The following is a 25,843-nucleotide window of genomic DNA, read 5'->3' as shown; positions in this document are numbered from 1 at the left end:
GCAAGCGTGGCCCCCGAGCATACCCTGTGCACGTTCAACCCACGCGCTACCTTCAGGACCGCCCATGCTCCCAGCGTTGTTTCGGCGCCGCCGCGCGCGCCTGCTAACGGGCCTTACCCTGGCGCTGGCGCTTGCCCTACCCTATGGCTGTTCGCGCCTGGCGTACAAGGAGCGCGAGCTGATCTTCAGCATCGAGCCCGGCACCGCCAGTTGGTTCGGCGGCCTGCCGCCCGGCGTCGAGCAACTGAATATTGCGCTGCCCAGCAACAGCAGCAGCACCCAATACATCCATGCCTGGTGGTGGCCGGCGGCCCACCACCACAGCCCGGCGGTGCTGTACTTGCACGGCACGCGCTGGAACCTCACCGCCCAATTGCGGCGCATCACCCAGTTGCGTGAGCTGGGGTTTTCCGTGCTGGCCATCGATTACCGCGGTTTTGGCGACAGCCCAGGGGACCTGCCCTCGGAGCGCAGCGTGTACCAAGACGCCCAAGCCGGCTGGCAGCGGCTGGCCGAGTTACAGCCCGACCCGACCCGGCGGTTCATCTACGGCCACTCCCTGGGCGGCGCCATCGCGGTGGACCTCGCCCAGCGTATCGGCGATGGCGAACAGCCCAAAGCCGCCGGGCTGATCGTGGAATCGACCTTTACCAACATGGGCGACGCGGCCCAGGCGGTGATCAACACCTCATTGCCGGTGCGTTGGTTGCTCTCGGAAAAATTCGACTCGATCGACAAGATCGCGCACATCGCCATGCCCGTACTGATCGTGCATGGCACCGACGACAAGTACGTGCCCGACCGTTTCAGCCAGGCGCTTTATGCAGCCGCCAACACACCCAAAGAACTGCTGCTGGTGCCCGGCGGCACTCACAACAACAGCATGATCATCGGCAGCGATGAGTACGCCAAAGCCCTGCGCCAGTTATTCGGGCTGGGGGTGGCACGCAACTAACCAGCGCGTTCAACAGTCAGTTGTTCACCTTCGCGACGAGCACCCCTGGCATGGACCAACACCCGCAACAGCATCCGGAACAGACCCCTGGGCTATCCGCCGGCGAACAGCAAGCGGTGGATGACAACCAACAACCCCGTGCCGCGGTGCTGCACGAGATCATCCGCGCCCAAGGTGACCACGAACTGGAGCGTAGCGTGGCGGCGCTGTTTTGGTCAGCGCTGTCGGCAGGGCTAACGATGGGCCTGTCGCTGATGGCCATGGGGTTGCTCACTTCGCATTTGCCCGACACCCAAACCAGCCACGTGATCGCAAGCTTCGGCTACAGCGCGGGGTTTCTCGGGGTGATCCTGGCGCGCCAACAGCTGTTCACCGAAAACACCATCACCGCCGTGCTGCCGATCATGACCCAGCCCACCCTGGGTAATTTCGCCCGCCTGGCACGGCTATGGGCCGTAGTGCTGGTGGGCAACCTTGCCGGCACCCTGCTGGTGGCCTATGTGATGCTGCGCCTGCCGATTTTCGATGCGCAAACAGACCACGCCTTTCTCGACATCGGCCACAAGGTGCTGTTGAACGAACCGGGGCAGATGTTCGCCAAAGGCATTATCTCTGGCTGGATGATCGCCACCATGGTGTGGATGATCGCCGCCCTGGACAACGCACGGATCTGGGTGATCATCCTGGTCACCTACCTGATGGCCTTGGGCGATTTCACCCATATCGTGGTGGGCTCACTGGAGGTGAGCTACCTGGTCTGGGCTGGGCAGGCCGGTTGGCAGGACTTCCTGCTTTTCGCTGGGCCAACCCTGGCAGGCAATATCATTGGCGGCAGTTTCATCTTCACCCTGATCAGCCATGCACAGATCAGAAGCGACAAGCCGGCCCGAGGTGACCAATAACCGGTCGGCAGCACCCAGCCCTCCCAGTAAAAGCCCGGCACTGCCGGGCGGCTTATTGCAACCGCCAGGTAGTGCCGCCCTTGCCATCCTCCAGCACCACGCCCATGGCTGCCAACTGGTCGCGAATTCGGTCGGATTCGGCCCAGTTTTTCTCGGCGCGGGCGGCCAGGCGCGCCTGGATCAGTGCGTCCACGGCGGCCCCATCCACGGTCGCGCCCGCACGTAAAAAGTCGTCGGCTTCCAGTTGCAGCACACCCAGCACACCGCCCAGCTCCCGAAGCCGTGCGGCGAGGCCCGCGGCGGCGTTGGCATCCACTTCACGCAAGCGGTTGATCTCCCGCACCAAGTCGAACAGCACCGCGCAGGCTTCCGGGGTGCCGAAGTCGTCGTTCATCGCGGCCGTGAAGCGCTCAACGAACGCCTCGCCGCCGGCTGGCGCTACCTGTGGCAAGCCCTTGAGCGCGTTGTAGAAGCGGTCCAGCGCGGCCTTGGCGTCGCGCAGGCTCTCTTCGGAGTAATTGATGGCGCTGCGGTAGTGGCTCGACACCAACAGGTAACGCACCGTTTCGGGGTGATACTTCTCCAACACGTCACGAATGGTGAAAAAGTTGTTCAACGACTTGGACATCTTCTCGCCGTTGATACGGATCATCCCGCAGTGCATCCAGCGTTGGGCGTACAGCTTACCGGTGGCTGCCTCGCTCTGGGCGATCTCGTTCTCATGGTGGGGGAATTCGAGGTCACTGCCGCCGCCATGGATGTCGAAGGTGTCGCCCAGGCAGCAGGTCGACATCACCGAGCATTCGATGTGCCAGCCAGGCCGCCCGGCGCCCCAGGGCGACGCCCAGCTCGGCTCGCCGGGCTTGGCGCCCTTCCACAGCACGAAGTCCAGCGGGTCTTGCTTGGCCTCGTCCACTTCGATGCGCGCACCGATGCGCAGGTCTTCGATGCGTTTGCGCGAGAGCTTGCCGTAGCCCTGGAACTTGCCGACGCGGTAGTACACATCGCCATTACCCGGCGCATAGGCATAACCCTTGTCGATCAGGGTTTGGATCATCGCCTGCATCCCGGGGATGTGGTCGGTGGCGCGCGGCTCCTGGTCGGGGCGCAGGATGTTCAGGCGCGCTTCATCCTCGTGCATCGCCACGATCATGCGCGCGGTCAGGGCGTCGAAGGCTTCGCCGTTGGCCTGGGCACGGTGGATGATCTTGTCGTCGATGTCGGTGATGTTGCGCACAAAGGTCAGTTCATAACCGCTGTAGCGCAACCAGCGGTTGACCAGGTCGAATGCCACCATGCTGCGGCCATGGCCGAGGTGGCAATAGTCGTATACGGTCATGCCGCATACGTACATACGCACCTTGTTGCCCTCGAGCGGCTTGAACGGTTCCTTGGTTTTGGTAAGCGTGTTGTAAACGGTCAGCACGGCCAGTCAGCTCCAGGAATCACGCAGGGTCACGGTCAAGTTGAACACCGGCTTGGCGGCGCTGTGGTCTTTCAGGTCTGCGCAAAAGTACCCTTCGCGCTCGAACTGGAAGCGCTCCTCGGGCGCGGCCTGGGCCAACGATGGCTCGGCGCGGCAGCCGCTCAGCACCTGCAGCGAGTGGGGGTTGATGTTGTCCAGGAAGGTGCCGCCCTCGTCGGTTTTTTCCGGGTTCGGCGACCGGAACAAGCGGTCATACAGGCGTACTTCGCAAGGCACCGAAGCCTCGGCCGGCACCCAGTGGATCACACCCTTGACCTTACGCCCCTCGGGGTTCTTGCCCAAGGTATCGGGGTCGTAGCTGCAGCGCAGTTCCACGATATTGCCGTGCTCGTCCTTGATCGCCTCATCGGCGCGGATCACGTAGGCGCCGCGCAGGCGCACCTCACCGTTCGGCTCCAGGCGCTTATAGCCCTTGGGCGGTGCTTCCGTGTAATCGGCTTGGTCGATGTACAGCTCGCGGGCAAAGGGCAGCGTGCGGTGGCCCAGGTCCTGCTTGGGGTGGCGGGCCAACTGCAACTGCTCTACCTTCCCTTGCGGGTAATTGGTGATCACCACTTTCAGCGGGCGCAGCACGCACATCGCCCGTGGGGCATTGTGGTCGAGGTCTTCGCGGATGCTGAACTCGAGCATGTTCATGTCGACTACCCCGTCAGAGCGGTTGGTGCCGATCATTTCGCAAAAGTTACGGATCGATGCCGGAGTATAACCACGGCGGCGAAAGCCTTGCAGGGTGCTCATGCGCGGGTCGTCCCAGCCGGCCACATGCTGTTCGTCCACCAATTGTTTGAGCTTGCGCTTGCTGGTGATGGTGTAGTTCAAATTCAGCCGCGAGAACTCGTACTGGCGCGGTTTGCATGGCACCGGCAGGTTGTCGAGGAACCACTCGTACAGCGGCCGGTGGCCTTCGAACTCCAGGGTGCAAATCGAATGGGTCACGCCCTCGATGGCATCGGACTGGCCATGGGTAAAGTCGTAGTTGGGGTAGATGCACCACGTATCACCGGTTTGGTGGTGGTGCGCATGGCGGATGCGATAGAGGATCGGGTCGCGCAGGTTCATGTTCGGCGACGCCATGTCGATCTTCGCCCGCAGCACCCGGGCACCATCGGGGAACTCGCCGGCCTTCATGCGGGCGAACAGGTCGAGGTTCTCTGGCACCGAGCGCTCGCGGAATGGGCTGTTCTTGCCCGGTTCGGTCAAGCTACCACGGTATTCGCGGGCCTGCTCGGGGGTGAGGTCGCACACGTAGGCCTTACCGGCTTCGATCAGCGTCACGGCCCAGCGGTGCAGTTGGTCGAAGTAGGCCGAGGCATAGCGCACCTCACCGTTCCAGGCAAAGCCCAGCCACTGCACGTCGCTTTTGATCGCGTCGATGTATTCCTGGTCCTCCTTGGCCGGGTTGGTATCGTCGAAGCGCAGGTTGCACACGCCGCCGAATTCCTGGGCCAGGCCGAAGTTCACGCAGATCGACTTGGCGTGCCCGATGTGCAGGTAGCCGTTGGGCTCTGGCGGAAAGCGGGTCACGATGGCCGTATGCTTGCCCGCGTCCAGGTCGGCTTGGATGATCGGCCGCAGGAAGTTACTGGGCACCACGGGTGCCTTGGCGGCATGGTTGTCGGCGGTAGGCTTGCTCATAGAATCCTTGAATACGGGTGTGCCGGCTGGAACAAAGCGCTTATCATAGCCGAAGCTGTCAAGCGTTCGACAGGCCGGCGCCATGCGGCGCAGGCCTAAACTGTTTATTTCGACAAGAGTGATGCTTATGCCCACCGTCAAACTGACCACCAACCACGGTGATATCGTCCTGCGACTGGACGCCGAGAAAGCGCCGGAAACCGTGGCGAACTTCGTCCAGTACGTCAAGGAAGGCCATTACGACGGCACCATCTTCCACCGCGTCATCGGTAATTTCATGATCCAGGGCGGCGGCTTCGAACCTGGCATGTCGCAAAAGAAAACCCGTGCCAGCATCAAGAATGAAGCCAACAACGGCCTTAAGAACAAACCCTACAGCATCGCCATGGCCCGCACGTCCGACCCGCATTCGGCCTCGGCGCAGTTCTTCATCAACGTGGGCGATAACGACTTCCTCAACCACAGCGCGCCCACCACCCAGGGCTGGGGTTACGCCGTGTTCGGTGAAGTGATCGAAGGCGAGGACGTGGTCGACAAGATCAAGATCGTCGCTACCGGCTCCAAGGGTGGCCACCAAGACGTGCCCAAAGACGACGTGATCATCGAGAAAGCCGAGATCGTTGAGTGATCCTGCTGATCTCCGACTTGCACCTGCAGGAAGAACGCCCGGCCATCGCCCGGGCGTTTCTCGATTTCCTTCGCGGCCGCGCCCGGGGGGCCGAGGCGTTGTACATCCTGGGCGACTTTTTCGAGGTGTGGCTCGGTGACGACGCCATGAGCCCGTTCCAACACGCTATGGCCGCAGCGCTAAAGGCCCTGGCCGAACAGGGCACGCGTATCTACGTGATGCACGGCAACCGTGACTTTCTCATCGGCCGGCGCTTTTGCCGCGAGGCCGGCTGTACCCTGCTGCCAGACCCGAGCATCGTCACCCTGGGCGGCGAGCCGGTGTTATTGATGCATGGCGACGCCCTATGCACCCTGGATGTGGGCTACCAGCGCATGCGCCGGCTGCTGCGCAACCCACCGGCCCGCTGGCTGCTGCGCCATTTGCCGCTGGCCAGCCGGCATAAGCTGGCGCACAGGCTGCGCCGCGAGAGCCGCCAGCATACCCGCATGAAGGGCCACGATATCGTCGACGTGACCCCGGCCGAGGTGCCCCGGATGATGGCGCGCCTGGGCGTGCGCACCTTGGTGCACGGCCATACCCACCGCCCGGCCATCCACAAGCTGCAACTGGGCGAACAACCGGCCCGGCGTATCGTACTGGGCGATTGGGAGCGCCAAGGCTGGGTATTGGAAGTAGACGGCCCACGCTGGCAGCTCGAACCGTTCGACATTGCCCCCGCCGGCGCCCTCAACGGCTGAAGGGTGGCGGGCCACGGTTGGATGGCGCCCGCCGGCTGCAGGATAATGCCGATCAACGGCGGCAAGCATCGCGCAGGAGAACACCTTGCCCACCAACATCATCACCCGCGAAGGCTACGACGCACTCAAACAAGAGCTCGACCACCTCTGGCGCGTGTACCGGCCCGAGATCACCCAGAAGGTGGCCTGGGCGGCTTCCCTCGGCGACAGAAGCGAGAACGCGGATTACCAATACAATAAAAAACTGCTGCGAGAAATTGACCGCAGGGTGCGATACCTGCGCAAACGCCTGGAAGACATCAGGGTTGTCGACTACTCACCCGAACAGGAAGGCAAGGTTTTTTTTGGAGCATGGGTGGTCATCGAAAACGACGCCGACGAAACGAAGCGGTTTCGCATCGTAGGTTACGATGAGATCTATGGGCGCCAAGATTACATTTCGATTGACTCGCCGATGGCCCGGGCATTACTAAAAAAACAAGAAGGCGACGAAGTCACGGTTCAAACCCCAAGCGGGCAGGCCGTGTGGTACGTGAGTACCATTGGCTACCAAGCGCCTGAGTAGCGTGGCGATGGCCGCCATCGCCGGGCGAGAAAAGGCATACTGGCCAGCGCCTTTTCGACGAGAGCACTTCGAATGAACCCCGCCGCGCCGGTCGTTTTTACATTCCTGCTGGGCCATGACTTTTCCATGATGAGCCTGGCCTCGGCCATCGAACCCTTGCGCTCCTACAACCGCCTGTTCGGCACCAAAGCCTACGCCTGGCACTTGCTGAGCCTGGACGGTGGCCCGGTGGAAGCGGCCAACGGCATCGAATTCCTGACCCAGCCCATGGCCGACTGGTTGGGGCGCTCGGACTACTTGTTCGTCTGTGGCGGCGAGCGCATCGCCCAGCGCAACGAGCGCCGCTACGTGGCGGCCCTGCGCCAGGCGGCACGTTCGGGGATACCGATCGGCTCGCTGTCCACCGGAACCTTCGTGCTGGCCCGGGCCGGCCTGCTCAATGGCTACCGCTGCACCATCCATTGGGAAAGCCGCTCGGCGTTCCGGGAGACGTACCCGGACATCGAATGCACCCGCAAAATCTACGAGATCGACCGCAGCCGCCTGACCTGCTCGGGCGGCACGGCCGCGATGGACATGATGCTCAACTTGATTGGCGAGCGGCACGGCGCCGAGCGTGCTGCGGCGATCGCCAATCAGTTCCACCATGAGCGTATTCGCAGCGCCGCCGATGACCAGCGCGGCGGCGATAGCGACAGTGGATACCTGCCGCCCACCCTGCGGGCGGCGGTGAAGGCCATGCAAGAGGCCATCGAGGAGCCCTTGCCATTGCCGGAAATCGCCGCAGCGGCGGGCATCGGCGCGCGGCAGATGGAACGGCTGTTCACCCGCCACCTGTCGAGCACGCCACAGCGCTACTACATGGAGTTGCGCCTGGAACGGGCGCGGGAAATGCTCATCTACACGGACCAATCGATCATCGAGGTGGCGGTGTCGGTGGGCTTCACCTCGACCTCCAGTTTCGCCGCTTGGTTTCGCCGCACCTTCGCCATCTTGCCCTCCGACATCCGCCGCAGCCGGCGGCTCAAGGACACTCGCTAGCCCTGCCAAATGGCCACTTGCAGTCGGCAACCCCGGGGTGGGCCTGGCGCCAGCGCTGCAGCCATTGCCGGTCAAGGCTGGCCTGCACCACCGCGGCGCCCGCGCCAGCTACGCCAGCGAGCACGTGCCCATCGGGCCGAACGATACGGCTCTGGCCTACGCAGGCGAATGGGCCGTGCACCTCGCCACGGTTGGCGAACACCGCAAAGCAATTGTTTTCATAGGCCCGGGCCGGCACCAGGGCCTGGGGCACCACCTCATAACCCACAGTGGTAGCGCTCAAGCACAGCAGCACGTCGATGCCCGCTACGGCCAGCGCCCGCGACGCCTCGGGAAAGTCCAGGTCGTAGCACACCAGCAGGCCGAAGCGCAGGCCGTCGAGCTCAAAGCGCTGCAACTGCTGGCCCGGCGCGAACAGCTCGGTTTCGTGCCCGCCCCACAGGTGGACCTTGCGGTAATTGGCCAGCACCTCGCCGCGCCCGTCGATCACCTGGGCGGCGTTGAACAGCCGCTCGCCGCTGCGCTCGGCGTAGCCGAACACCAAGGCCTGGCCACGGCGGCGCGCCTGCTGTGCCAGGGCGAGCAGGGTTGGCCCAGCGGCCGGCTCGGCCCGGCGGCGAATCGCCGCCGGGTCGGCGTAGCCACATAGGGCCAGCTCTGGGAACACCACCATGTCGCAGTCCGGCAGCGCATCCAGCGCCTGGTAAACCCGTTGCAGGGCCTGCTCGGCCTCCAGCGGGCTGTGGTCGAGCTGGGCGATGCCGACCTTCATGCGTCACCTTCTTGTGCTGGGAAGAACGCAAAGTGTTCGTCCCAGTCCCGGCGAAAAACCGACTGCTCGCCTTCGAAGGCTTCCAGGCTCGACTCCAGCCGCCAGCCATCGGCGCTGGCGGTCAGCAGGTTGCGCGTATGCAGGCGCACCGACCAGTCGCCACGGCTGAAGCTTGCCGTGCGCAGGGCTTCGCTGCGGGCGGTGGCTGGGTCGTCGGCGTTGATGCTGTAGGTTTCGTTGCCGAGGGCCCCCAGCTCCAGGCCGGTTTCTTCTATAAGCAGCGCCCCGAGGTTGCGCACCACGTTCATCCGGGTGTCGCCGCTGGCCAAGTCACGAAGCAATTGCAGGCGCCCGCGCTGGGGGGGCACCAGCACTGTCGAGGGCAATGCAGGTGGCGACCATGGTTGGCCCAGGGCCGGCGCCTGGCAACTGGCCACGGTGGCATCGCGCCGGGGCAGGGCCAACACACCCCCACGCAGGGTCAGCGTGGCGCGCCAGGGCAGGGGCGCGGCCAGCGGCCAATAGGCAGACGACACCGCCACCCGCAGTCGGTAGCCGGCCGGCACCTCGAAAGCGCAAGCCTTCAGTTGTACCTCGACCTGATAATCCATGCCCGGTAGCAGCGGCACCTGGCGATGGTGGCCGTCGCGCTGCGCCAAGTTGAGCAGGCCATAGCTGACCCGCTGGCTACTGCCATCGGCCGCCACCGCGCACAGGCGTACGGCGAGCATGGCCATGGCCGTATCGCTGCACAGGGTCAAGCGCAGCCGGGGGTTGCCCAATAGCTGCAACGGTTCGCCCAAGGGCTCGCCGTCGAAGCACAGCGAACCGGCGTCATCCTCGCGCTGGTCGGTGGGCATGTCCGGGCCCCAGCCATAAGGGCACCACTCCCCCGAAGCGCTGCCAGTGGTGGCCGGCGAACACAGCACCAAGGCGAACGCGGCGGCCGGCTGCTCGGCCAGCCGCCCCGGCGCCAGGTGCCATAGGCTGTCACTGATCGCGGGGCTGGGCCATTGTTGCTCAGCGATCCAGCGCCCACGGCGAGTCTCGTAGCGCGCCTTGGGCGGCTCGGCCTCCTGCAGCCAGGCGCTGAGCATCGGCTCGGCCATGATCCCGTTGTCGATACCCTTGAGCCAATGGTCGAACCAGCGCACCACGTAGCCGATAAAGTCGATTCTCGGCCCCGGGGTAGCCACGTGGGGAAAGGCGTGGGCCCACGGCCCGATCAACCCCTTGCGCGGCCCACTGAGGTTGGCCAGCAACCGCGGCACGGCGTTGGTGTAGCCGTCGGCCCAGCCGCCCACCGCCAGCACCGGCACCTGGATGCGCGGGTACGCCTCGCACACCGAGCCACTGCGCCAATAGGCATCGCGTGTGGCGTGGCGCATCCAGCGTGCCGGCGGCGGCAATGCCATCGCCTGCAAACGCTCCAGCCACATGGCGCGCCAGCGCTCACCGACGATCAGCGGGTCAGGCGGGGTCGGCGTCCAGGTGAACAGCGTACTGCCGTATTGCAGGTTGTCGTTGAGCAGTACCCCGCCCATGTAGTGCATGTCATCGGCGTAACGGTCATCGGTGGAACAGGCCGTGACGATGGCCTTGAGCGCCGGCGGTTGCAGCGCCGCGACTTGCAGCGAATTGAAGCCGCTCCAGGAGATGCCGATCATCCCCACCGCCCCCGAGCACCAGGGCTGGGCGGCGATCCAGGCAATCACCTCGGTGCAATCGGCCCACTCCTGCGGGGTGTACTCGTCGTGCAGCAGACCATCGGAATCACCCGCGCCGCGCATGTCCACCCGCACCGCCGCGTAGCCGGCGGCGGCCAGGCCTGGGTGAAGGATCGCATCGTCGCCCCGGTGCCGGTCACGGCGCCGATACGGCAGGTATTCGAGCACCGCTGGCACCTTATCGGCGGCCTCGGGCAACCAAACCCGCGCGGCCAGGCGGCAGCCGTCGGCCAAGGTGATCCATACGGTTTCCTGATGCTGCATGGGTGCTCCGGGGGTGGCTGGCGAGGAGTACAGTGTCGGCGCGGTGGCCAGGAGACAGCACGTAGAATACGACGATTGGCAATTGGAATACGACATTACTGACGCTGACTGGGCCGCGCCATCACGCAGCATACCGCGAGCAACAATGTCGTATTTTTTGGATAATATGTCGTATATCAGGCCTGAAACCCGCCCCGGCACTGTCAAGATCTGGCCACCAGCCACCCTGCTCCAGGTTCAGCGATGCCGCCAGTGATTATCCCCGTTGCCGCCCGAACCGGTTATGCAGTGCGGCTGGCCCCGGGTGATCGCATCGACGTGGTCAACAGTGAGGGCGCCCAAGTTGTGGACACCTGGGCCTTTGCGCTGGGTGAGCCGTACGAATACCTGTCCATGGAACATTCACGGGTGGCCCACTACCGCCTGGCATTCGAACCGGGTGACCTGCTGTACACCCAGCGATGGCGGCCGATTCTGCGCTTCATGGAAGACCGCTCGCCCGGCGTGCACGACACCCTGTGCCCGGCGTGCTGCGCCGCCAGCTATGTATTGTTCGACGGCTACGAGGGCTATCACGCCAACTGTACGGATAACCTGCAACGGGTGCTGGCCGCCGAAGGCCGAGCCCTGCCGGCCACACCCACCCCTTGGAACCTGTTCATGCACACGGTGGTGGAGCAAGACCGTGTGATGAAGGATTACCCCAGCGAAGCAAGGCCCGGCGACTATGTCTCGCTGCGTGCCGAAATGAACTGCCTGTTTGCCGTCTCGGCCTGCCCGCAAGACATTATCCCGATCAATGGCGTCGATGCCCGCCCGCGCGGCATCGAGTTGCGCCACACCTCTGGCGGTTATTGATCGGCCAACCCGGACTCAAGCAGGCGGTACAGGATGCTGTTCTATCTCTTTCGCCGGTTACTGCTGGCGATCTCGGTGCTGCTGGTGACCGTGACGATGCTCTTCAGCCTGGTGTTTCTGGTGCCCGGGGACCCGGCGTCGGTGGCCCTCGGCCCGCGCGCTACCCAGGCGCAAAAAGAGGCACTGCGCCAGCGCATGGGCATGGACCAGCCAGCGCTGGTGCAGGTCGGGCGCTTTCTGGCGCGGGTGGCCACGGGAGACTTGGGCGAAGACGTGTTGACCCACCGCCCGGTCAACCAGTTGGTGGCCCGGGCGCTGCCTAATACATTGGTGCTGGCATTGACGGCGATCGGCTGGGCCATGCTGTTGGGCATCCCGCTGGGCTGCTGGGCGGCGCTGCGCCCAGACACCCTGGCCGACCGCGTGATCGGGGTGCTGTCGACAAGCGTGATCGCGCTTCCAGCGTTCGTTGTGGCCATCTATGCGCTGCTGGTTTTCTCGGTGGGGCTGAAATGGTTTCCGGCGATTGGCGCCGGGCACCCAGGCGACCTCGGTTCGCAGTTGCATGCGCTGGTGCTGCCGTCGCTGACCGTGGGGCTGTCGTGGATCGGTTACCTGGCGCGGCTGGTGCGCGCCTCGATGCTCGAAGTGCTGCAGGAAAACCACGTCCGCACCTACCGCGCCTTCGGCCTGAGCGACCGCTTGATCGCCCTGCATTACGTACTGCCGATCGCCATTGTCCCGGTGGTGTCGGTGCTCGGCGTCGGCATCGGCTCGCTGCTGTCCGGCGCGGTGCTTACGGAAATCGTCTTCGCCCGCCCCGGCCTTGGCAAGCTGGCCTACGACTCGGTGATTTCGCGCAATTTCCCGGTGGTGATGGGCACCGTGGTCGTCACGGCCGCCCTGTATGTGCTGGCCAACGTCGCCGCCGACCTGATCAACGCGCGGCTCGACCCGCGCCTGCGCCAGGGCCTGTGACCATGAACCTCAATACTGCACAGCCCCCTGTGGCCAGCGCCGCGCCGCGCCAAGGCGCCGCCCGAGTGCTGCGCCATGTGTGGGCGCGCAACATGGGCCGCTTTGCGCTGGTGTGCGTGCTGCTGTTGCTTGCGTGTGCGCTGTTCGCCCCGTGGATCGCGCCCCACGACCCGATCGCGATCAAGGCAGCGTTGCGCCTGCAGGGGCCCAGTGCCGAATACTGGCTGGGTAATGACCAATTGGGCCGCGACGTGCTGTCACGGCTGATCTACGGCAGCCGCATCGCCATGAGCGTGGCCTTTCTCGGCGCTGGTGGGGCACTGGCCTGCGGCATGGTCCTCGGCCTGCTGGCTGGCTATGGGCCGCGCTGGCTCGATACGGTGTTGATGCTCTGCTGCGATTCGGTGATGTCGATCCCGATGATCCTGTTCGCGCTGGTGGTGGTGGCGCTGGTCGGCTCTTCGGTGAGCACCATTATCCTGATCATCGTGACCTTCATGATGCCCGGCTACTTTCGCGTGGTGCGCAGCCAAACCCTGGTACTCAAGCGGATGGATTACGTGACCGCCGCACGCGGCATGGGCGCCTCGGGGCTGAGCGTGGTGGTGCGCCATCTGGTCCCCAATCTGGGCGGCACCCTGCTGGTGCTGGTGGCCATGGACATTCCCGCGGTGGTGGCCATCGAGTCGGGCTTGAGTTTTCTCGGCCAAGGCGTGCAACCGCCCACCGCCAGTTGGGGCTCGGTGCTCAACGACGGCTACGCGTTCATTCGCCAGGCGCCGCACATCGTGATCGCCGCCGGCCTACCGATTGTCTTCGCCACCCTCGGCTTCACCTTCCTCGGCGAAGCCTTGCGCGACGCCCTCGACCCACGCAGCACTGGGGGGCAACGGCCATGAGCATGCTGCTGGACATTCGCCGCCTGAGCGTCAGCTACGCGTCCGAGCACGGCCCGCTGCAAGCGGTACGCAACATCGACCTGACGCTGGAAAAAGGCCAAGTGCTGGGCCTGGTGGGTGAAAGCGGGTCGGGCAAGTCGACGCTGGTCAGCGCCCTGCTCACCCTGCTGCCACCCGGTGCCCAGGCCTCTGGCCAGGTGATATACCAGGGCCAGGACCTGCTGCAGATGAGCCCGGCGCAGCGCCGGGGCTTGCGCGGCAACGGCATCGCCACGGTATCCCAAGACCCCTTCACCGCGCTAAACCCAGTGGTGACCATTGGCAAGCAACTGGTCGCCTTCCAGCATCATAAACCGGGCTCCAAGGCCGAAAAGGCCGCTCGCGCCCTGGCGATGCTCGAACGGGTCGGCCTTTCCGACCCGGCCACGCGCATGCGCCAATACCCCCATGAACTCAGCGGCGGCATTCGCCAGCGGGTGGCGATCGCGGCGGCATTGCTGACCGAACCTGCGCTACTGATCGCCGACGAGCCGACCACCGCGCTGGACGCCACCACCGAGATGCAGATCGTTGCCCTGCTGCGCGAAAGCCGTGATGTGGTAGACGCGGCGATTCTGTTCGTCACCCACGACCTGCATCTGGTGGGCAGCCTGTGCGACCACGTCGCGGTGATGTACGCCGGCGAAATGGTCGAGGCCGGGCCCGTAGCGCAGGTTTTTGCGGCGCCTCGCCATCCCTATACCCAGGCGCTGTTGGCCTGCGACCCGGCGCGGATCGTCACGCCGACGCGCACCTTGCCGTTCATTCCGGGCCATGTGCCGCCGCCCACGGCAGCACGCTTGGGCTGCCCCTTCCAACCGCGCTGCAGCCATGCCTTCGGGCCCTGCGCCAGTGAAGCGCTGCCCACCACGCCATTGCCCTTCGGTGGCATGGTGCGCTGCCATAAGGTGACCGCGCATGCTTGAAATCGACAACCTGGTGGTGCGCTACCCGACCGGCAACCTGCTCGACCGGCTGCGCCCCGGCGCGCCGCGCTACATCGAAGTGCTGGCGGGTGTCAGCCTGCACGTACCGCCAGGCAAGACCCTCGGCCTGATCGGCGAGAGCGGCAGCGGCAAGACCACCCTGGGCCGCGCGGTGGCCGGGCTCACCCCGATCGCCCACGGCAGCGTGCAAGTCAACGGCCGCCAGCCGGGCGGTGCCAGCGACCTGGCCTGGCGAGCGATCCGCCGCGACATCGGGCTGATCTTTCAAGACCCGATGGCCGCGCTGGACCCGCGCATGACCGTCGAGAGGCTGATCACCGAGCCCTTCGCGGTCAATGGCGTGGCCATCGAGCGGCGCCTGGAGGCGACCCGGCTGCTGGACCAGGTGGGCTTGCCGGCGAGCTTTCTCGATCGCTACCCGCATCAGTTGTCTGGCGGCCAGGCACGCCGGGTGGCGGTGGCGCGGGCGCTGGCGTTGCGGCCTAAACTGGTGATCGCCGACGAGCCCACCGCCGGGCTCGACCTTTCGGTTCAGGGCGAGTTGCTCAACCTGCTCGGCAGTTTGCAGGCGCGCCTGGGTTTGGCCTACCTGATCATCACCCACAACCTGGCGATCACCCGCCACGTCACTGATCTGCTGGCGATCATGTACCTGGGCCGGCTGGTTGAGACCGGGCCCACCGAGCTTATTTTTCGCAGCCCCGCGCACCCCTATACCCAGGCGTTGCTCAACGCCAAATCGGCCAGCGCGGTGGTGTTGCAAGGCGAAGTGCCCAGCCTGAGGCGGCGCCCCGCCGGCTGCGAATTCCATACCCGTTGCCCCTTGGCGCTGCCGCGCTGCCGCGCCGAAGCACCGCCGTTGCAAGCGGTCGCGCCAGGGCATCTGGTCGCGTGCCATACCCCCGCAGTTCCCCTTGCCGCCCCTTCTCTGGAAGCCCATGCATGACAGGTCCTTCGATGAATAGACGTGAGATTTTGAAAGCGATGTCGGTGGCCGCCGTTGGCCTATCCTGCAGTATGGTGATGGGCGGCCGCCAGCTTGCCTTCGCCGCCGAGGGCAAGGTGCTCAAGGTGCAGAACGATCAGGACATCACCAACCTCGACCCGGCGCTGCGCGGCGGCTGGTACGATGAAATGGTCATGTTCGCCACCTACGCCGGCCTCTGCCAGTATAAGGCCGGCGACACCTGGGGCTGGCAGTTGGATGCGGCCAAGACGTTGGAGCAGGTAGACCCACTCACCGTGCGTTTCGAACTCAAGCCCGGGCTGCTCTGGACCGGCGACTTCGGCGAGATGACCGCCGAAGACGTCAAGTACTCCTTCGAACGCTTTCTCGACCCGAAGCTGGCCGCCGTCTATGCCACCGATTGGGACGCCCTCGACCATGTGGAGGTGACCGGCAAGTACACCGGGGTCATCCACCTCAAGCACGCCTTCGCCCCGCTGTTCACCAGCACCCTACCCCATGCCTCGGGCCTGATCGTGTGCAAAAAAGCGGTGAGCGCCGCCGGCGGCAAGATCGCCACCGACCCGCTGGCCACCTCGGGCCCCTACCGTATCGGCAACTGGCAGCCGCGCGAGCGCCTGACCCTGGTGCGCAACGAAAAATGGCAAGGCGCCAAGCCCTATTTCGATGAAATCCAGCTGGTGCCTATCGGCGACCTCAACACCGCCGAGATCGCCTTCGAGGCCGGCGACCTCAACATGACCAAGATCAACGTCAGCGCGATCGCCAAGTTCCAGGACAACGCCCAGCCCGACACCACCCTGACGGTGCGCCCGGCCCTGGCCTATACCTGGCTGGGCATGAATGTGGAGCACCCCAAGCTAAAAGACGTGCGGGTACGCCGGGCGATCCAGCAGGCCATCGATGTGCCGGGCGTGCTCGATGCCGCCTTTGGCGGCGCGGTGAAGCCGGCCTTCGGCCTGGTGCCGCCGCCGCTGCCCGGGGCCCGCAGCGCCAACCGCTACGCCTATGACCCGGCGGCGGCTAAAAAATTGCTGGCCGACGCCGGTGTGGGCAACCTCCAATTGCGCCTGGACTTCGGCACCAACACCGACATCGCCACCGCCGCCCAGGTGATCCAGGCGCAACTGGCGCAAATCGGCATCACCCTGCAGGTTAACCAAATGGACAGCGCCGCCTTTGTCGCCGCCGGGCAGAACGCTGAGGGCGACGCCTGGAAAGACTCCCAGCTACGCATCACCACCTTCACCACCGCCCCCGACGCCAGTTGGGTGACGGCCTGGTTCACCTGCGATCAGGTGGGGGTGTGGAACACCCAGCGCACCTGTGACAAGCAATGGGACCAGGCCAACGCCGCCGCCGCGCTGGAGCTGGACCCGGCCAAGCGCGCGGCGCAGTACATCAAGCTTCAGGATGAGCTGGAGGAAACCGGCGCCTACGTTTTCCTCTACCACGGCACCAATGCGTGGATCACCCCGAATACCGTGCACGGTGCCTGGACCCCCGACGGCCAATGGCCGCTGTTCCGCGACGTCACTGGCGCCTGAATACGCCCCCTGGCAGCGGCACCCGCCGCTGCGTTTTTTCCCGCTGGGAGACTGCCTTGAGCACTGCCCCGATCCAACTGCCCCCGCTGGGCTTGCGCCGGGCGAGCCGCGCGTTGCGCCACCCGAACTACCGGCGGTTTTTCGGCGGCCAATTCATTTCGGTGATCGGCAGCTGGATCCACTCCATCGCCCTCGGCTGGCTGATCTGGCGGCTGGGGGTGTCGCCTTGGTTGCTGGGCATGTTGGCCTTTTGCAACCAAGGGCCTATTTTGCTGTTCGGCCTGTTCACCGGTGCCATCGTCGACCGCTGCGACCGGCGCAAGCTGGTGCTGTGCACGCAGGTGGGGCTGACCGGCCTGGTCAGCCTGCTGGCGGTGCTGACCCTCAGTGGGTACATCACCGGGGAACTGGCCATCGTCATCGCCCTCGGCCTGGGGCTAATCAGCGCCTTCGACCTGCCCGGGCGCCAGGCGCTGGTGGTCGACCTGATCGAGCGTGATGACCTGAGCAATGCCCTGGCCTTGAACTCGGTGATCTTCAACGGCGCGCGGCTGATCGGCCCGGCCCTGGGCGGGGCCTTGGTAGGCTGGGTCGGCGAGGGTTGGTGCTTCGTGCTGATCGCCTTGGCGTACCTTCCGCTGATCGTATTCTTGCTGCGCATGCAGGTGCCGCAGAGGCCACCGGCGGTGCGCCGCGAAAGCCTGCTGGCGGAGATCGGCGAGGGCCTTAAGTACCTGCGCAGCGAACCGGAGGCGGCGCGGATTCTGCTGTTGGTGGGCCTGTGCAGCCTGACCAGCGTGCCGTATTTCTCGTTTCTGCCCATGCTCTCGGCGACGGTACTGGACGGCGGCCCGGCGGGGGCCGGAATTCTGATGAGCATCACTGGCATCGGCGCCCTCGCCGCCGCCCTGCGCCTGGCGCTGGTGGACCATTTGCCGGCGCTCAAGCCCTGGCCGCTGCGGGCCGCGCTGATGCTCGGGGTGGCTCAGGTAGCGTTGAGTTTTTCTCACCAGTTCTGGCTCAGTGCGCTGATCGCGGCCCCCATCGGCTACGCCATCCTGACCCAGAACCTGGCCTCCAATTCCCTGCTGCAGCAGCAGGTCCCGGATGCCCTGCGGGGCCGCTTGATGTCGTTTTATTCCATGATGCTGATCGGCACTGTACCGATCGGTGCGGTGATCTGCGGCGCCATGGCCGGCCACCTTGGCCTGCCCCTGACCACCTTGATCGGCGGCCTCACCTGCGCAATGGGCGCCCTGCTGCTGGCCGCCCGCGACCGCTTCGGCCCACGGCGCCCGCACACCCCAGCGGCGCCACCCGACAGCCCTACGGAGCTTTGACCCATGACCCTGAAGCCTGAGCCCTACCAGCAAATCTGCATTACGTTGGCCGACGGTATCGTCCTCACCGGCCGGCTGTGGCTGCCCGAAGGCGCTGCGCCCGCGCCGCTGGTGCTGGAGTGGATCCCCTACCGGCAGTCCGACAACACAGCCGTGGGCGACTCGATGCTGCACGGTTTTTTTGCCCAGCAGGGCATCGCCGCCCTGCGCGTCGACCTGCGGGGCAGTGGCAACTCCCAGGGCCTGTTGCACGATGAATACCTCAAACAGGAGCAGGACGATGCCTGCGAAGTGATCGCCTGGGCCGCGGCGCAACCCTGGTGCAACGGCAAGGTCGGGATGATCGGCATTTCCTGGGGTGGCTTTGCCGCGCTGCAGGTGGCGGCACGCCGCCCGCCTGCGCTCAAGGCGATCGTGACCTGTTGCTCCACCGATGACCGCTACAGTGACGATGTGCACTTTATGGGCGGCGCGTTGCTCACCGACGGCCTGCAATGGGGCACCGGCCTGTTCACCCAGCTCGGCCGCCCGGCCGACCCGGCGCATGTCGGCCAGGCCTGGCGAGAACTGTGGTTGCAACGCCTGCGGGGGCTTGAGCCGCCCCTCGACGCCTGGCTGAGCCACATGGAGCGCGACGCCTATTGGCAGCACGGCTCGGTGTGTGAAAACTACGCCGATATCGAGTGCGCGGTGTACGCCGTGGGTGGCTGGACCGACGGTTACTCCGACGCCATCCTGCGCCTGATGGAGCACTTGCCGGGGCCGCGCAAGGCGCTGATCGGGCCTTGGACCCACGTTTATCCGAATTGGGGCACGCCAGGGCCGGGGATAGATTTTCTCGGTGAATGCGTACGCTGGTGGAAGCACTGGCTGGCGGACGAAGACACCGGGGTCATGGCCGAGCCGATGCTACACCTGTGGCAAGGTGAAGCGCTGCGCGCCGATGCGTCATTGCCCAGCATCGATGGCCATTGGGTGACCGCCCCGCACTGGCCGCCAGGCAGCGCCGAGCGTTCGCTGCACCTGGGTGACGGCCGCCTGCTGGCCCTGCCCGCCGGGGAACTGCCGCCTCAGCTCATCGACAGCCCCAGCCATTGCGGCCTGGACGGCGGTGAGTGGTGCCCGCTGGATGGCGGTGGCGGCGCGCCGGAATTCCAGGCCGACCAACGCGGCGACGACGGGCTGTCGCTGTGTTTCGACAGCGCGCCACTGCAGGCCCCACTGACCCTGTTCGGCAAGGCCACCCTGGCCCTGGACTTGGCTTTCGACAGCCCCTCGGCACTGCTGGTGTTGCGCCTGAACGAAGTCGACCCCGGCGGCTATTCGAGCCGTGTCACCTTTGCCGTGCACCGCATCGTCCGGCCGCCGAACGTCGCCGCCGGCGAACGCTTTCGCCTGAAGCTCGCAATCAAGGGCGTAGCCTACCGCTTCCGCCCCGGCCACCGCCTGCGCCTGGCCTTGTCGACACGCTACTGGCCGATGGTCTGGGCCGAGCCCGGCCAAGGCCCGGTCACTGTCTGGCCCGCCAGCAGCCAGTTGGCCCTGCCGGAACGCCCGGAAAACTGCCTGGCCAGCCCCACGCCGTTCGCCGCGCCGCGCTGCGCCGCGCCTTTGGAGCATCAGGTGCTGAGCCCGGAAACCACTCATCGCGAAGTGCGCCACGACGTCGGCACAGGTGTGCATGAGTTGCGGATGGCGAATCAACGCCAAAGCATCGAACTGGGCGGCCTGACCCTGACCAGCAGCGGCAACGAGCGTTACGTGATTGGCCGCGATGCGGCCAGCGCGCAGATGACCGCCGAGCGCAAGCAGGGTTACCGCCGCGACGGCTGGGACATCGAATTGCGTACCTTCACCCGAATGGGTTGGCGGCAAGGCGGGTTGTGGCTGGAGTCACGGTATGAGGCCCGGGAGAACGGGGTGCTGGTGTTCGAGCGCGATTGGCGGCAGGTGTTTGCGCCGCGCCACGGGTGAACCCGCCGGGGCTGCCGGCTTTTTTCCGGTTCGGGCCGTTAAGGCCCTGCAACCCTGTCTTTGCCCCATAGCCAAGGTCAGGGCGTGGCAAACACCTGTGGGGGTCAGCTGTCGCCCTGCCAAACCATTGAATATGTTCCGGGGCCATACACCGCTGGCGCGGCCATCTCCAGCGCTGGGCCCCAGCAAAACGGCATTAAGCAGGGTCGTGTTCGAAATGCAGATCATGCCTTAGGGCATTGACGCAGACGTCCACGAAAGATCGCACTTTCGAGGAGCCACGGCGGCCCTCCGAATAGACGACGTGCACCGGCTCAGGCGCGATTTCAAAAGCGTCCAGCACGCACTGAAGCCTGCCACCCTGCAGGTGTTCGCGTATTTGGTGAGACGGGACCTGAGTAAGCCCCCAACCCTGTACCGCCGCACCGATTGCAGCCTGAAAGGACGTTAGGCTAAGCCTTGAGCCAACGGCCACCGAATAATCCTCACCATCAACCCGGAAAAGCCATTGCGGCGCACGTTCGGAGGCCGACGTCGAGATGGTCGAATGCTGGCGCAGATCGTCGGGGTGCCGTGGAACACCATGCTCTGCCAAGTACTCGGCAGAGGCGCACACCATACGCCGCACGCTGCCTACCGGGATGGCCGTCAGCGAAGAATCGGGCAGCGCGCCAATCCGCACGGCCACATCGACCCCCTCCTCGAGCAGGGGCACTACGCGGTCTACCAGGATGGCGCGGATCTCTACAGCGGGATATTGGCTGAGAAACCTGGTCAATACCGGCGTGACATGCAACGCGCCAAACATCTGCGGGGCCGTGACCGCCAGTGAACCAGCAGGGCGCGCGTGCAGGCCGGCCGCCGCGCTTTCAGCTTCATCCAGGTCGGACAGTAAACGCCGACAGTCAATGGCGAACCGTTGCCCTGCCTCGGTGAGGCGCATATTACGCGTTGTGCGCACGACCAACAGGGCGCCCAGGCGGCTCTCCAGGCGAGCCACCGCCCGAGTGACCGTGGCGGTAGACAGCCCAAAATGGCGCGCTACCGCGGCAAAGCTGGGTTGCTCCGCGATGGCAGCGAAAAGCGTCATTTCCTGAATGCGATCCATAGTCGGCTTGCGGTGTGAGATCACTGAAGGTGGAAAGCCTACAGCATTGCATAAAGCGAAAGGGTGAATTGATTTTCGCGGTCATTCTCGGCTGCTAGCGCAACACATAGCATGGGCCGACTTCAACCTTGCTGAGGCTTTACCGTGAACAACTCCGACCCACCCAAGGCCGCCGACGAGACGACATCCGGCGTCAATCGGCGCAAAGTTTTACAGGCAACGGCGGTTAGTGCGGCTTCCGCGCTTGGCGCTTCGCGGGTAAGCGCCGCTGCATTTTCCGCCAAGGGCCCTACAGATCAGGAAAACGTTATGGCTTTCGATGATGCCTTTCGTGTCACGTTCAACCAGCAGCAGGTGGGTGATGTAGAGGTCTTCTATCGCGACGTGGGCCCCAAGGACGCCCCTGTGCTCCTGCTGCTGCACGGTTTCCCCACCTCCAGCCACATGTTCCGCAACCTCATGCCGTTGTTGGCCAGCCAGTACCGCCTGATCGCGCCTGACCTGCCGGGTTTCGGCAACACCAAGGCGCCGCCGCGCGGCCAGTTCGATTACACATTCGACACGCTCTATAAGGTGATCGAGGGCTTTACCGAGGCATTGGGGCTGACCCAATATAGCCTGTACCTATTCGACTACGGTGCGCCCGTGGGCTTGCGCCTGGCAGCGGCGAATCCAGAAAAAGTGACTGCAATCATCAGCCAGAACGGCAACGCCTATTTGGAAGGTTTCAGCGACCAATGGGGCCCTTGGCAAACCTATTGGCGGGACCCTTCGGCCGCCAATCGCGAAGCCTGCCGCGCCTCGTTATCGCCGGCTACCATCCGTGACTGGCAATACGGCACGGGCGCCGACCCCAAAAAAATGCCGCCCGACGGCTATAACCTGGACATCCTTTATATGGCGCGGCCAGGCGCGCAAGAGATTCAACTCGACCTGATTCTCGACTACCGCAGTAACGTGGCCGCTTATCCAGCGTTCCAAGCGTATTTGCGCCAATACCAACCGCCATTGCTGGCGGTGTGGGGTAAGCACGATCCCGCTTTCATCCCAGCGGGTGCGCAGGCATATCGTAAAGACATTCCGACTGCTGAAGTGCATCTTTTGGATGCAGGCCACTTCACCTTGGAAACCCATGCACCGGAGGTGGCACAGTTCATCCGCGAATTCCTCTGGCGAAAGCTAAAACATTAAAGAATCTGCGGACGCCAATGGCGTTTGCTCAACAACCTTATGCATTTAGGCATGTGGCCACCGATGCGGCAGCCGCCGGTTGATCTCGCTCGCCCATGGACCCTGCAGCCAAGCCCGGTCAAGCCGAGTTCACAATGGCCCCGTAACCGCCAAGCGCATCACGAGCCAACCTGCCCTGCGAGTGTTGCCGGAAGTTGCAAGCATGCCGGCACGCCCAGGCTGAAGAAAACCCGCCGGGCGTGTGCCCAAGCGCCACGCCCCCGGCCTAGGCCAACCAGCAAGGTTCAGCAAAGCAGGGGCGGTTCCCATTGAAACCCACCCGGCGGCACCCCATCTAACGCAACATACTCAATTGCGCAGGTGCCCCATGAGCGACCAGCAAAAGCCTTCGGCCCACCTCGACGGGCAAGACAACGAACAGGAACACATCGAACATTCACCGACCTCCAGCATGGAGTTGGCCCTGCCCGGCCAGAGCCTGCCAGACAAGGTCTACGTGATCCCGATACACAACCGGCCGTTTTTCCCGGCCCAGGTGCTGCCGGTGATCGTCAACGAAGAGCCGTGGGCCGAAACCCTCGACCTGGTTGCGAAAACGCCACACCACAGCCTGGCGTTGTTCTTCATGGAAACCCCCTCCGAAGACCACCGCCACTTCGACACCTCGCGCCTGCCGCTGTATGGCACCCTGGTGAAGGTGCACCACGCCAGCCGTGAAGACGGCAAGCTGCAATTCGTGGCCCAGGGCCTGTCGCGGGTGCGCATCCGTACCTGGCTCAAGCACCACCGCCCGCCCTACTTGGTGGAGGTCGAATACCCGCAGCAGCCCGCCGACCCCACCGACGAAGTGAAGGCCTACGGCATGGCGCTGATCAACGCCATCAAGGAGCTGTTGCCGCTTAACCCGCTGTACAGCGAAGAGTTGAAAAACTACCTCAACCGCTTCAGCCCCAACGACCCCTCGCCGCTCACCGACTTCGCCGCTGCGCTGACCTCCGCCACTGGCGCGGAACTGCAACAGGTACTGGATTGCGTGCCGATGCTGCGGCGTATGGAGCGGGTGCTGCCGATGCTGCGCAAGGAAGTGGAAGTGGCGCGGCTGCAAAAAGAAATCTCCGCCGAGGTGAACCGGCAGATCGGCGAGCACCAGCGCGAATTTTTCCTCAAGGAACAACTGAAAGTCATCCAGCAAGAACTGGGCTTGACCAAAGACGACCGCAGCGCCGATGTGGAGCAGTTTCAGCAGCGCCTTGACAACAAAACGCTGCCCGCACAGGCGAAAAAACGCATCGCCGAAGAAATGAACAAACTGTCGATCCTGGAAACCGGTTCGCCCGAATACGCCGTAACCCGCAATTACCTCGAATGGGCCACGGCCCTGCCCTGGGGGGTGTTTGGTAAAGACAAGCTGGACCTTGTGCATGCACGCAAGGTGCTCGACCAGCACCATGCGGGCCTCGACGACATCAAAAAGCGCATTATCGAATTCCTTGCCGTGGGCGCCTACAAAGGCGAAATCTCCGGCTCGATCGTGCTGCTGGTTGGGCCGCCCGGGGTGGGCAAAACCAGCGTGGGCAAGTCCATCGCCGAATCCCTGGGGCGGCCGTTCTACCGTTTCAGTGTCGGTGGCATGCGCGATGAAGCCGAGATCAAGGGCCACCGCCGCACCTACATCGGTGCCCAACCGGGCAAGCTGGTGCAGGCGCTCAAGGACGTGGAGGTGATGAACCCGGTGATCATGCTCGATGAAATCGACAAGATGGGCCAAAGTTACCAGGGCGACCCGGCCTCGGCGTTGCTTGAAACCCTGGACCCTGAGCAAAACGTCGAATTCCTCGACCATTACCTCGACCTGCGCCTGGACCTCTCCAAAGTGCTGTTCGTGTGCACCGCCAACACCCTCGACTCCATCCCTGGGCCGTTGCTCGACCGCATGGAGGTGATTCGCCTGTCTGGCTATATCACCGAAGAAAAACTCATTATCGCCAAGCGCCACCTGTGGCCCAAGCAACTCGAAAAAGCCGGCGTGGCCAAGGGCAAGCTGGCGATCAGCGATGCCGCCCTGCGCGGGGTGATCGAAGGCTATGCGCGCGAAGCGGGCGTGCGGCAACTGGAGAAACTGCTCGGCAAACTGGTGCGCAAGGCCGTGGTCCGCCTGCTCGAAGAGCCCGACGCCATTATCAAGATCGGCCCCAAAGACCTGGAAGCCTCGCTGGGCATGCCGGTGTTTCGCAGTGAGCAAGTGCTCAGCGGCAAAGGCGTGGTCACTGGCTTGGCCTGGACCAGCATGGGCGGCGCCACGCTGCCGATCGAAGCCACCCTGATCCACAGCCTGAACCGTGGTTTCAAGCTGACCGGGCAACTGGGCGAGGTGATGAAAGAGTCGGCCGAAATCGCCTACAGCTACGTGAGCTCGCACCTTAAGCAATACGGCGCAGACCCAAAGTTCTTCGACGAAGCCTTCGTGCACCTGCACGTGCCGGAAGGCGCCACGCCCAAGGACGGCCCCAGCGCTGGCGTCACCATGGCCAGTGCGCTGCTGTCGCTGGCGCGTAACCAGGCGCCGAAAAAGAACGTGGCCATGACCGGTGAATTGACCCTCACCGGCCACGTGCTGCCGATTGGCGGGGTGCGTGAAAAGGTGATCGCGGCGCGCCGGCAGAAAATCTTCGAGCTGATTTTGCCGGAGGCCAACCGTGGCCATTTCGAGGAACTGCCCGACTACCTCAAACAGGGCCTGACCGTGCATTTCGCCAGGCAATATGGCGACGTGGCCAAGGTGTTGTTCTGACAGCTATGCTGGGGGCTCGCTGGTTTATTTGGAGCCCCTATGCCGCGCCTTTATCCCCTGTTGCCCGCCGTAAGCCTGGTGCTGCTCGCGGCGTGCACTTCCCATGCGCCCAACCCGGCTGAAACCTTTACCTTGGCCAAGCAAAGCCAATGCCCAGCGCGCCTGGCGGTGGGCCAACACCTGGACCTCACCCTGCCAAGCCTGCCCACCACCGGTTACCGTTGGCGCATCGTCGACGCCGCCCCAGGGGTACTGCAAAGCCTCGGCCCGGAGGTGTACAGCAACCCTGAAGACGCAGGGCTGGTGGGCGGCAACGGCCAATCGCTGTGGCGCTTCAAGGTAAGCGCCGCCGGCAGCGGGCACTTGAAACTGGTGTCGCAACAACCCTGGGCACCGGAGGTGAAGCCAGTACAGACGTTCGACTGCGCGATCGACGCACGCTAGAACGCCCGCCCGAACGCCCCCATGCCAGGTGCTGCCGGCGCGCCC

General features: G+C 64.6%; 22 protein-coding genes. 17 read left to right on the top strand and 5 right to left on the bottom strand.

Features of this window, described 5'->3' with window-relative positions; all coding sequences use genetic code 11:
• Positions 1-64: 64 nt before the first annotated feature.
• Both HAQ05_RS15920 and HAQ05_RS15915 read left to right on the top strand, forming a co-directional pair.
• Positions 65-955, top strand: a complete 891-nt coding sequence (locus HAQ05_RS15920) for an alpha/beta hydrolase (protein ID WP_190422309.1) — start codon at positions 65-67, stop codon at positions 953-955.
• A gap of 50 nt (positions 956-1,005) precedes the next feature.
• On the top strand, positions 1,006-1,857 hold the full coding sequence (locus HAQ05_RS15915; RefSeq protein ID WP_190422308.1) for a formate/nitrite transporter family protein: 852 nt from the start codon (positions 1,006-1,008) through the stop codon (positions 1,855-1,857).
• A gap of 52 nt (positions 1,858-1,909) precedes the next feature.
• On the opposite strand, the gene cysS is transcribed toward HAQ05_RS15915, so the two are convergent.
• Both cysS and HAQ05_RS15905 read right to left on the bottom strand, forming a co-directional pair.
• Positions 1,910-3,283, bottom strand: a complete 1,374-nt coding sequence (cysS, locus tag HAQ05_RS15910) for a cysteine--tRNA ligase (RefSeq protein WP_190422307.1) — start codon at positions 3,281-3,283, stop codon at positions 1,910-1,912.
• Positions 3,284-3,289: 6 nt separating this feature from the next.
• Positions 3,290-4,978 (bottom strand): glutamine--tRNA ligase/YqeY domain fusion protein, encoded by a 1,689-nt coding sequence (locus tag HAQ05_RS15905; RefSeq protein ID WP_190422306.1) that lies wholly within the window; start codon positions 4,976-4,978, stop codon positions 3,290-3,292.
• 127 nt (positions 4,979-5,105) lie between these two features.
• Between HAQ05_RS15905 and HAQ05_RS15900 the strand changes: the two genes are divergently transcribed.
• From HAQ05_RS15900 to HAQ05_RS15885, 4 genes are all read left to right on the top strand, one after another.
• Entirely contained in the window at positions 5,106-5,606 is a 501-nt protein-coding gene (locus tag HAQ05_RS15900; RefSeq protein WP_190422305.1) for a peptidylprolyl isomerase, read from the top strand.
• Positions 5,603-6,346: a UDP-2,3-diacylglucosamine diphosphatase gene (lpxH, locus tag HAQ05_RS15895; protein ID WP_190422304.1), complete on the top strand. Its 744-nt coding sequence runs from the start codon at positions 5,603-5,605 to the stop codon at positions 6,344-6,346. Before HAQ05_RS15900 ends, lpxH begins: the two co-directional genes overlap by 4 nt.
• An 85-nt stretch (positions 6,347-6,431) precedes the next feature.
• Positions 6,432-6,911, top strand: a complete 480-nt coding sequence (gene greB, locus HAQ05_RS15890) for a transcription elongation factor GreB (protein ID WP_190422302.1) — start codon at positions 6,432-6,434, stop codon at positions 6,909-6,911.
• Between the two features lie 72 nt (positions 6,912-6,983).
• On the top strand, positions 6,984-7,952 hold the full coding sequence (locus HAQ05_RS15885; protein WP_190422300.1) for a GlxA family transcriptional regulator: 969 nt from the start codon (positions 6,984-6,986) through the stop codon (positions 7,950-7,952).
• On the opposite strand, the gene HAQ05_RS15880 is transcribed toward HAQ05_RS15885, so the two are convergent.
• Positions 7,936-8,724, bottom strand: a complete 789-nt coding sequence (locus HAQ05_RS15880) for a nitrilase-related carbon-nitrogen hydrolase (protein ID WP_190422298.1) — start codon at positions 8,722-8,724, stop codon at positions 7,936-7,938. The genes HAQ05_RS15885 and HAQ05_RS15880 overlap by 17 nt on opposite strands.
• Positions 8,721-10,715, bottom strand: coding sequence for a CocE/NonD family hydrolase (locus HAQ05_RS15875; RefSeq protein ID WP_190422296.1), 1,995 nt, complete (start codon positions 10,713-10,715; stop codon positions 8,721-8,723). Before HAQ05_RS15875 ends, HAQ05_RS15880 begins: the two co-directional genes overlap by 4 nt.
• Before the next feature lie 243 nt (positions 10,716-10,958).
• Here HAQ05_RS15875 and HAQ05_RS15870 point away from each other — a divergent pair, with 243 nt between their 5' ends.
• The 8 genes from HAQ05_RS15870 to HAQ05_RS15835 are packed head-to-tail and all read left to right on the top strand — an operon-like array spanning position 10,959 to position 20,264.
• Positions 10,959-11,573: a DUF1989 domain-containing protein gene (locus HAQ05_RS15870; protein WP_190422294.1), complete on the top strand. Its 615-nt coding sequence runs from the start codon at positions 10,959-10,961 to the stop codon at positions 11,571-11,573.
• 33 nt (positions 11,574-11,606) lie between these two features.
• Positions 11,607-12,551, top strand: coding sequence for an ABC transporter permease (locus HAQ05_RS15865; RefSeq protein WP_190422292.1), 945 nt, complete (start codon positions 11,607-11,609; stop codon positions 12,549-12,551).
• Between the two features lie 2 nt (positions 12,552-12,553).
• On the top strand, positions 12,554-13,450 hold the full coding sequence (locus tag HAQ05_RS15860; RefSeq protein ID WP_190422290.1) for an ABC transporter permease: 897 nt from the start codon (positions 12,554-12,556) through the stop codon (positions 13,448-13,450).
• A complete protein-coding gene (locus HAQ05_RS15855; protein ID WP_190422288.1) occupies positions 13,447-14,415 on the top strand; it encodes an ABC transporter ATP-binding protein in 969 nt (322 codons plus the stop codon). The genes HAQ05_RS15860 and HAQ05_RS15855 overlap by 4 nt, the downstream gene beginning before the upstream one ends.
• Positions 14,408-15,382, top strand: coding sequence for an oligopeptide/dipeptide ABC transporter ATP-binding protein (locus HAQ05_RS15850; RefSeq protein WP_190422286.1), 975 nt, complete (start codon positions 14,408-14,410; stop codon positions 15,380-15,382). The genes HAQ05_RS15855 and HAQ05_RS15850 overlap by 8 nt, the downstream gene beginning before the upstream one ends.
• An 11-nt stretch (positions 15,383-15,393) precedes the next feature.
• On the top strand, positions 15,394-16,950 hold the full coding sequence (locus tag HAQ05_RS15845; RefSeq protein WP_202988086.1) for an ABC transporter substrate-binding protein: 1,557 nt from the start codon (positions 15,394-15,396) through the stop codon (positions 16,948-16,950).
• A 56-nt stretch (positions 16,951-17,006) separates the two neighbouring features.
• Entirely contained in the window at positions 17,007-18,290 is a 1,284-nt protein-coding gene (locus tag HAQ05_RS15840) for an MFS transporter (RefSeq protein WP_190422282.1), read from the top strand.
• Between the two features lie 3 nt (positions 18,291-18,293).
• Complete coding sequence (locus tag HAQ05_RS15835) at positions 18,294-20,264, top strand: CocE/NonD family hydrolase (RefSeq protein WP_190422280.1); 1,971 nt, start codon at positions 18,294-18,296, stop codon at positions 20,262-20,264.
• Between the two features lie 196 nt (positions 20,265-20,460).
• Here HAQ05_RS15835 and HAQ05_RS15830 read toward each other — a convergent pair whose 3' ends face one another.
• Positions 20,461-21,372, bottom strand: a complete 912-nt coding sequence (locus tag HAQ05_RS15830) for a LysR family transcriptional regulator (RefSeq protein WP_190422278.1) — start codon at positions 21,370-21,372, stop codon at positions 20,461-20,463.
• Positions 21,373-21,681: 309 nt separating this feature from the next.
• Between HAQ05_RS15830 and HAQ05_RS15825 the strand changes: the two genes are divergently transcribed.
• From HAQ05_RS15825 to HAQ05_RS15815, 3 genes are all read left to right on the top strand, one after another.
• Positions 21,682-22,563: an alpha/beta fold hydrolase gene (locus HAQ05_RS15825; RefSeq protein WP_190422276.1), complete on the top strand. Its 882-nt coding sequence runs from the start codon at positions 21,682-21,684 to the stop codon at positions 22,561-22,563.
• A gap of 367 nt (positions 22,564-22,930) precedes the next feature.
• On the top strand, positions 22,931-25,354 hold the full coding sequence (gene lon, locus HAQ05_RS15820; protein WP_190422274.1) for an endopeptidase La: 2,424 nt from the start codon (positions 22,931-22,933) through the stop codon (positions 25,352-25,354).
• Between the two features lie 39 nt (positions 25,355-25,393).
• Positions 25,394-25,798: a protease inhibitor I42 family protein gene (locus HAQ05_RS15815; RefSeq protein ID WP_190422272.1), complete on the top strand. Its 405-nt coding sequence runs from the start codon at positions 25,394-25,396 to the stop codon at positions 25,796-25,798.
• The last annotated feature ends 45 nt before the right edge of the window (positions 25,799-25,843 follow it).

This window comes from Pseudomonas typographi (genome assembly GCF_014694385.1).
GTDB classification, from domain to species: domain Bacteria; phylum Pseudomonadota; class Gammaproteobacteria; order Pseudomonadales; family Pseudomonadaceae; genus Aquipseudomonas; species Aquipseudomonas typographi.
The sequence above is the reverse complement of the archived record's forward strand: the minus strand, read 5'-3'. Positions and strand labels throughout refer to the sequence as shown.

Excerpts from the sequence above, each read along its gene's own strand:
- HAQ05_RS15900 (WP_190422305.1), top strand. The coding sequence starts at position 5,106 with ATGCCCACCGTCAAACTGACCACCAACCACGGTGATATCGTCCTGCGA.
- HAQ05_RS15850 (WP_190422286.1), top strand. The coding sequence starts at position 14,408 with ATGCTTGAAATCGACAACCTGGTGGTGCGCTACCCGACCGGCAACCTG.
- HAQ05_RS15825 (WP_190422276.1), top strand. The coding sequence starts at position 21,682 with ATGGCTTTCGATGATGCCTTTCGTGTCACGTTCAACCAGCAGCAGGTG.
- HAQ05_RS15885 (WP_190422300.1), top strand. The coding sequence starts at position 6,984 with ATGAACCCCGCCGCGCCGGTCGTTTTTACATTCCTGCTGGGCCATGAC.
- HAQ05_RS15830 (WP_190422278.1), bottom strand. The coding sequence starts at position 21,372 with ATGGATCGCATTCAGGAAATGACGCTTTTCGCTGCCATCGCGGAGCAA.
- HAQ05_RS15860 (WP_190422290.1), top strand. The coding sequence starts at position 12,554 with ATGAACCTCAATACTGCACAGCCCCCTGTGGCCAGCGCCGCGCCGCGC.
- HAQ05_RS15920 (WP_190422309.1), top strand. The coding sequence starts at position 65 with ATGCTCCCAGCGTTGTTTCGGCGCCGCCGCGCGCGCCTGCTAACGGGC.
- HAQ05_RS15855 (WP_190422288.1), top strand. The coding sequence starts at position 13,447 with ATGAGCATGCTGCTGGACATTCGCCGCCTGAGCGTCAGCTACGCGTCC.
- HAQ05_RS15845 (WP_202988086.1), top strand. The coding sequence starts at position 15,394 with ATGAATAGACGTGAGATTTTGAAAGCGATGTCGGTGGCCGCCGTTGGC.
- HAQ05_RS15905 (WP_190422306.1), bottom strand. The coding sequence starts at position 4,978 with ATGAGCAAGCCTACCGCCGACAACCATGCCGCCAAGGCACCCGTGGTG.
- HAQ05_RS15880 (WP_190422298.1), bottom strand. The coding sequence starts at position 8,724 with ATGAAGGTCGGCATCGCCCAGCTCGACCACAGCCCGCTGGAGGCCGAG.
- HAQ05_RS15865 (WP_190422292.1), top strand. The coding sequence starts at position 11,607 with ATGCTGTTCTATCTCTTTCGCCGGTTACTGCTGGCGATCTCGGTGCTG.
- HAQ05_RS15870 (WP_190422294.1), top strand. The coding sequence starts at position 10,959 with ATGCCGCCAGTGATTATCCCCGTTGCCGCCCGAACCGGTTATGCAGTG.
- HAQ05_RS15835 (WP_190422280.1), top strand. The coding sequence starts at position 18,294 with ATGACCCTGAAGCCTGAGCCCTACCAGCAAATCTGCATTACGTTGGCC.
- lon (WP_190422274.1), top strand. The coding sequence starts at position 22,931 with ATGAGCGACCAGCAAAAGCCTTCGGCCCACCTCGACGGGCAAGACAAC.
- HAQ05_RS15875 (WP_190422296.1), bottom strand. The coding sequence starts at position 10,715 with ATGCAGCATCAGGAAACCGTATGGATCACCTTGGCCGACGGCTGCCGC.
- HAQ05_RS15815 (WP_190422272.1), top strand. The coding sequence starts at position 25,394 with ATGCCGCGCCTTTATCCCCTGTTGCCCGCCGTAAGCCTGGTGCTGCTC.
- HAQ05_RS15915 (WP_190422308.1), top strand. The coding sequence starts at position 1,006 with ATGGACCAACACCCGCAACAGCATCCGGAACAGACCCCTGGGCTATCC.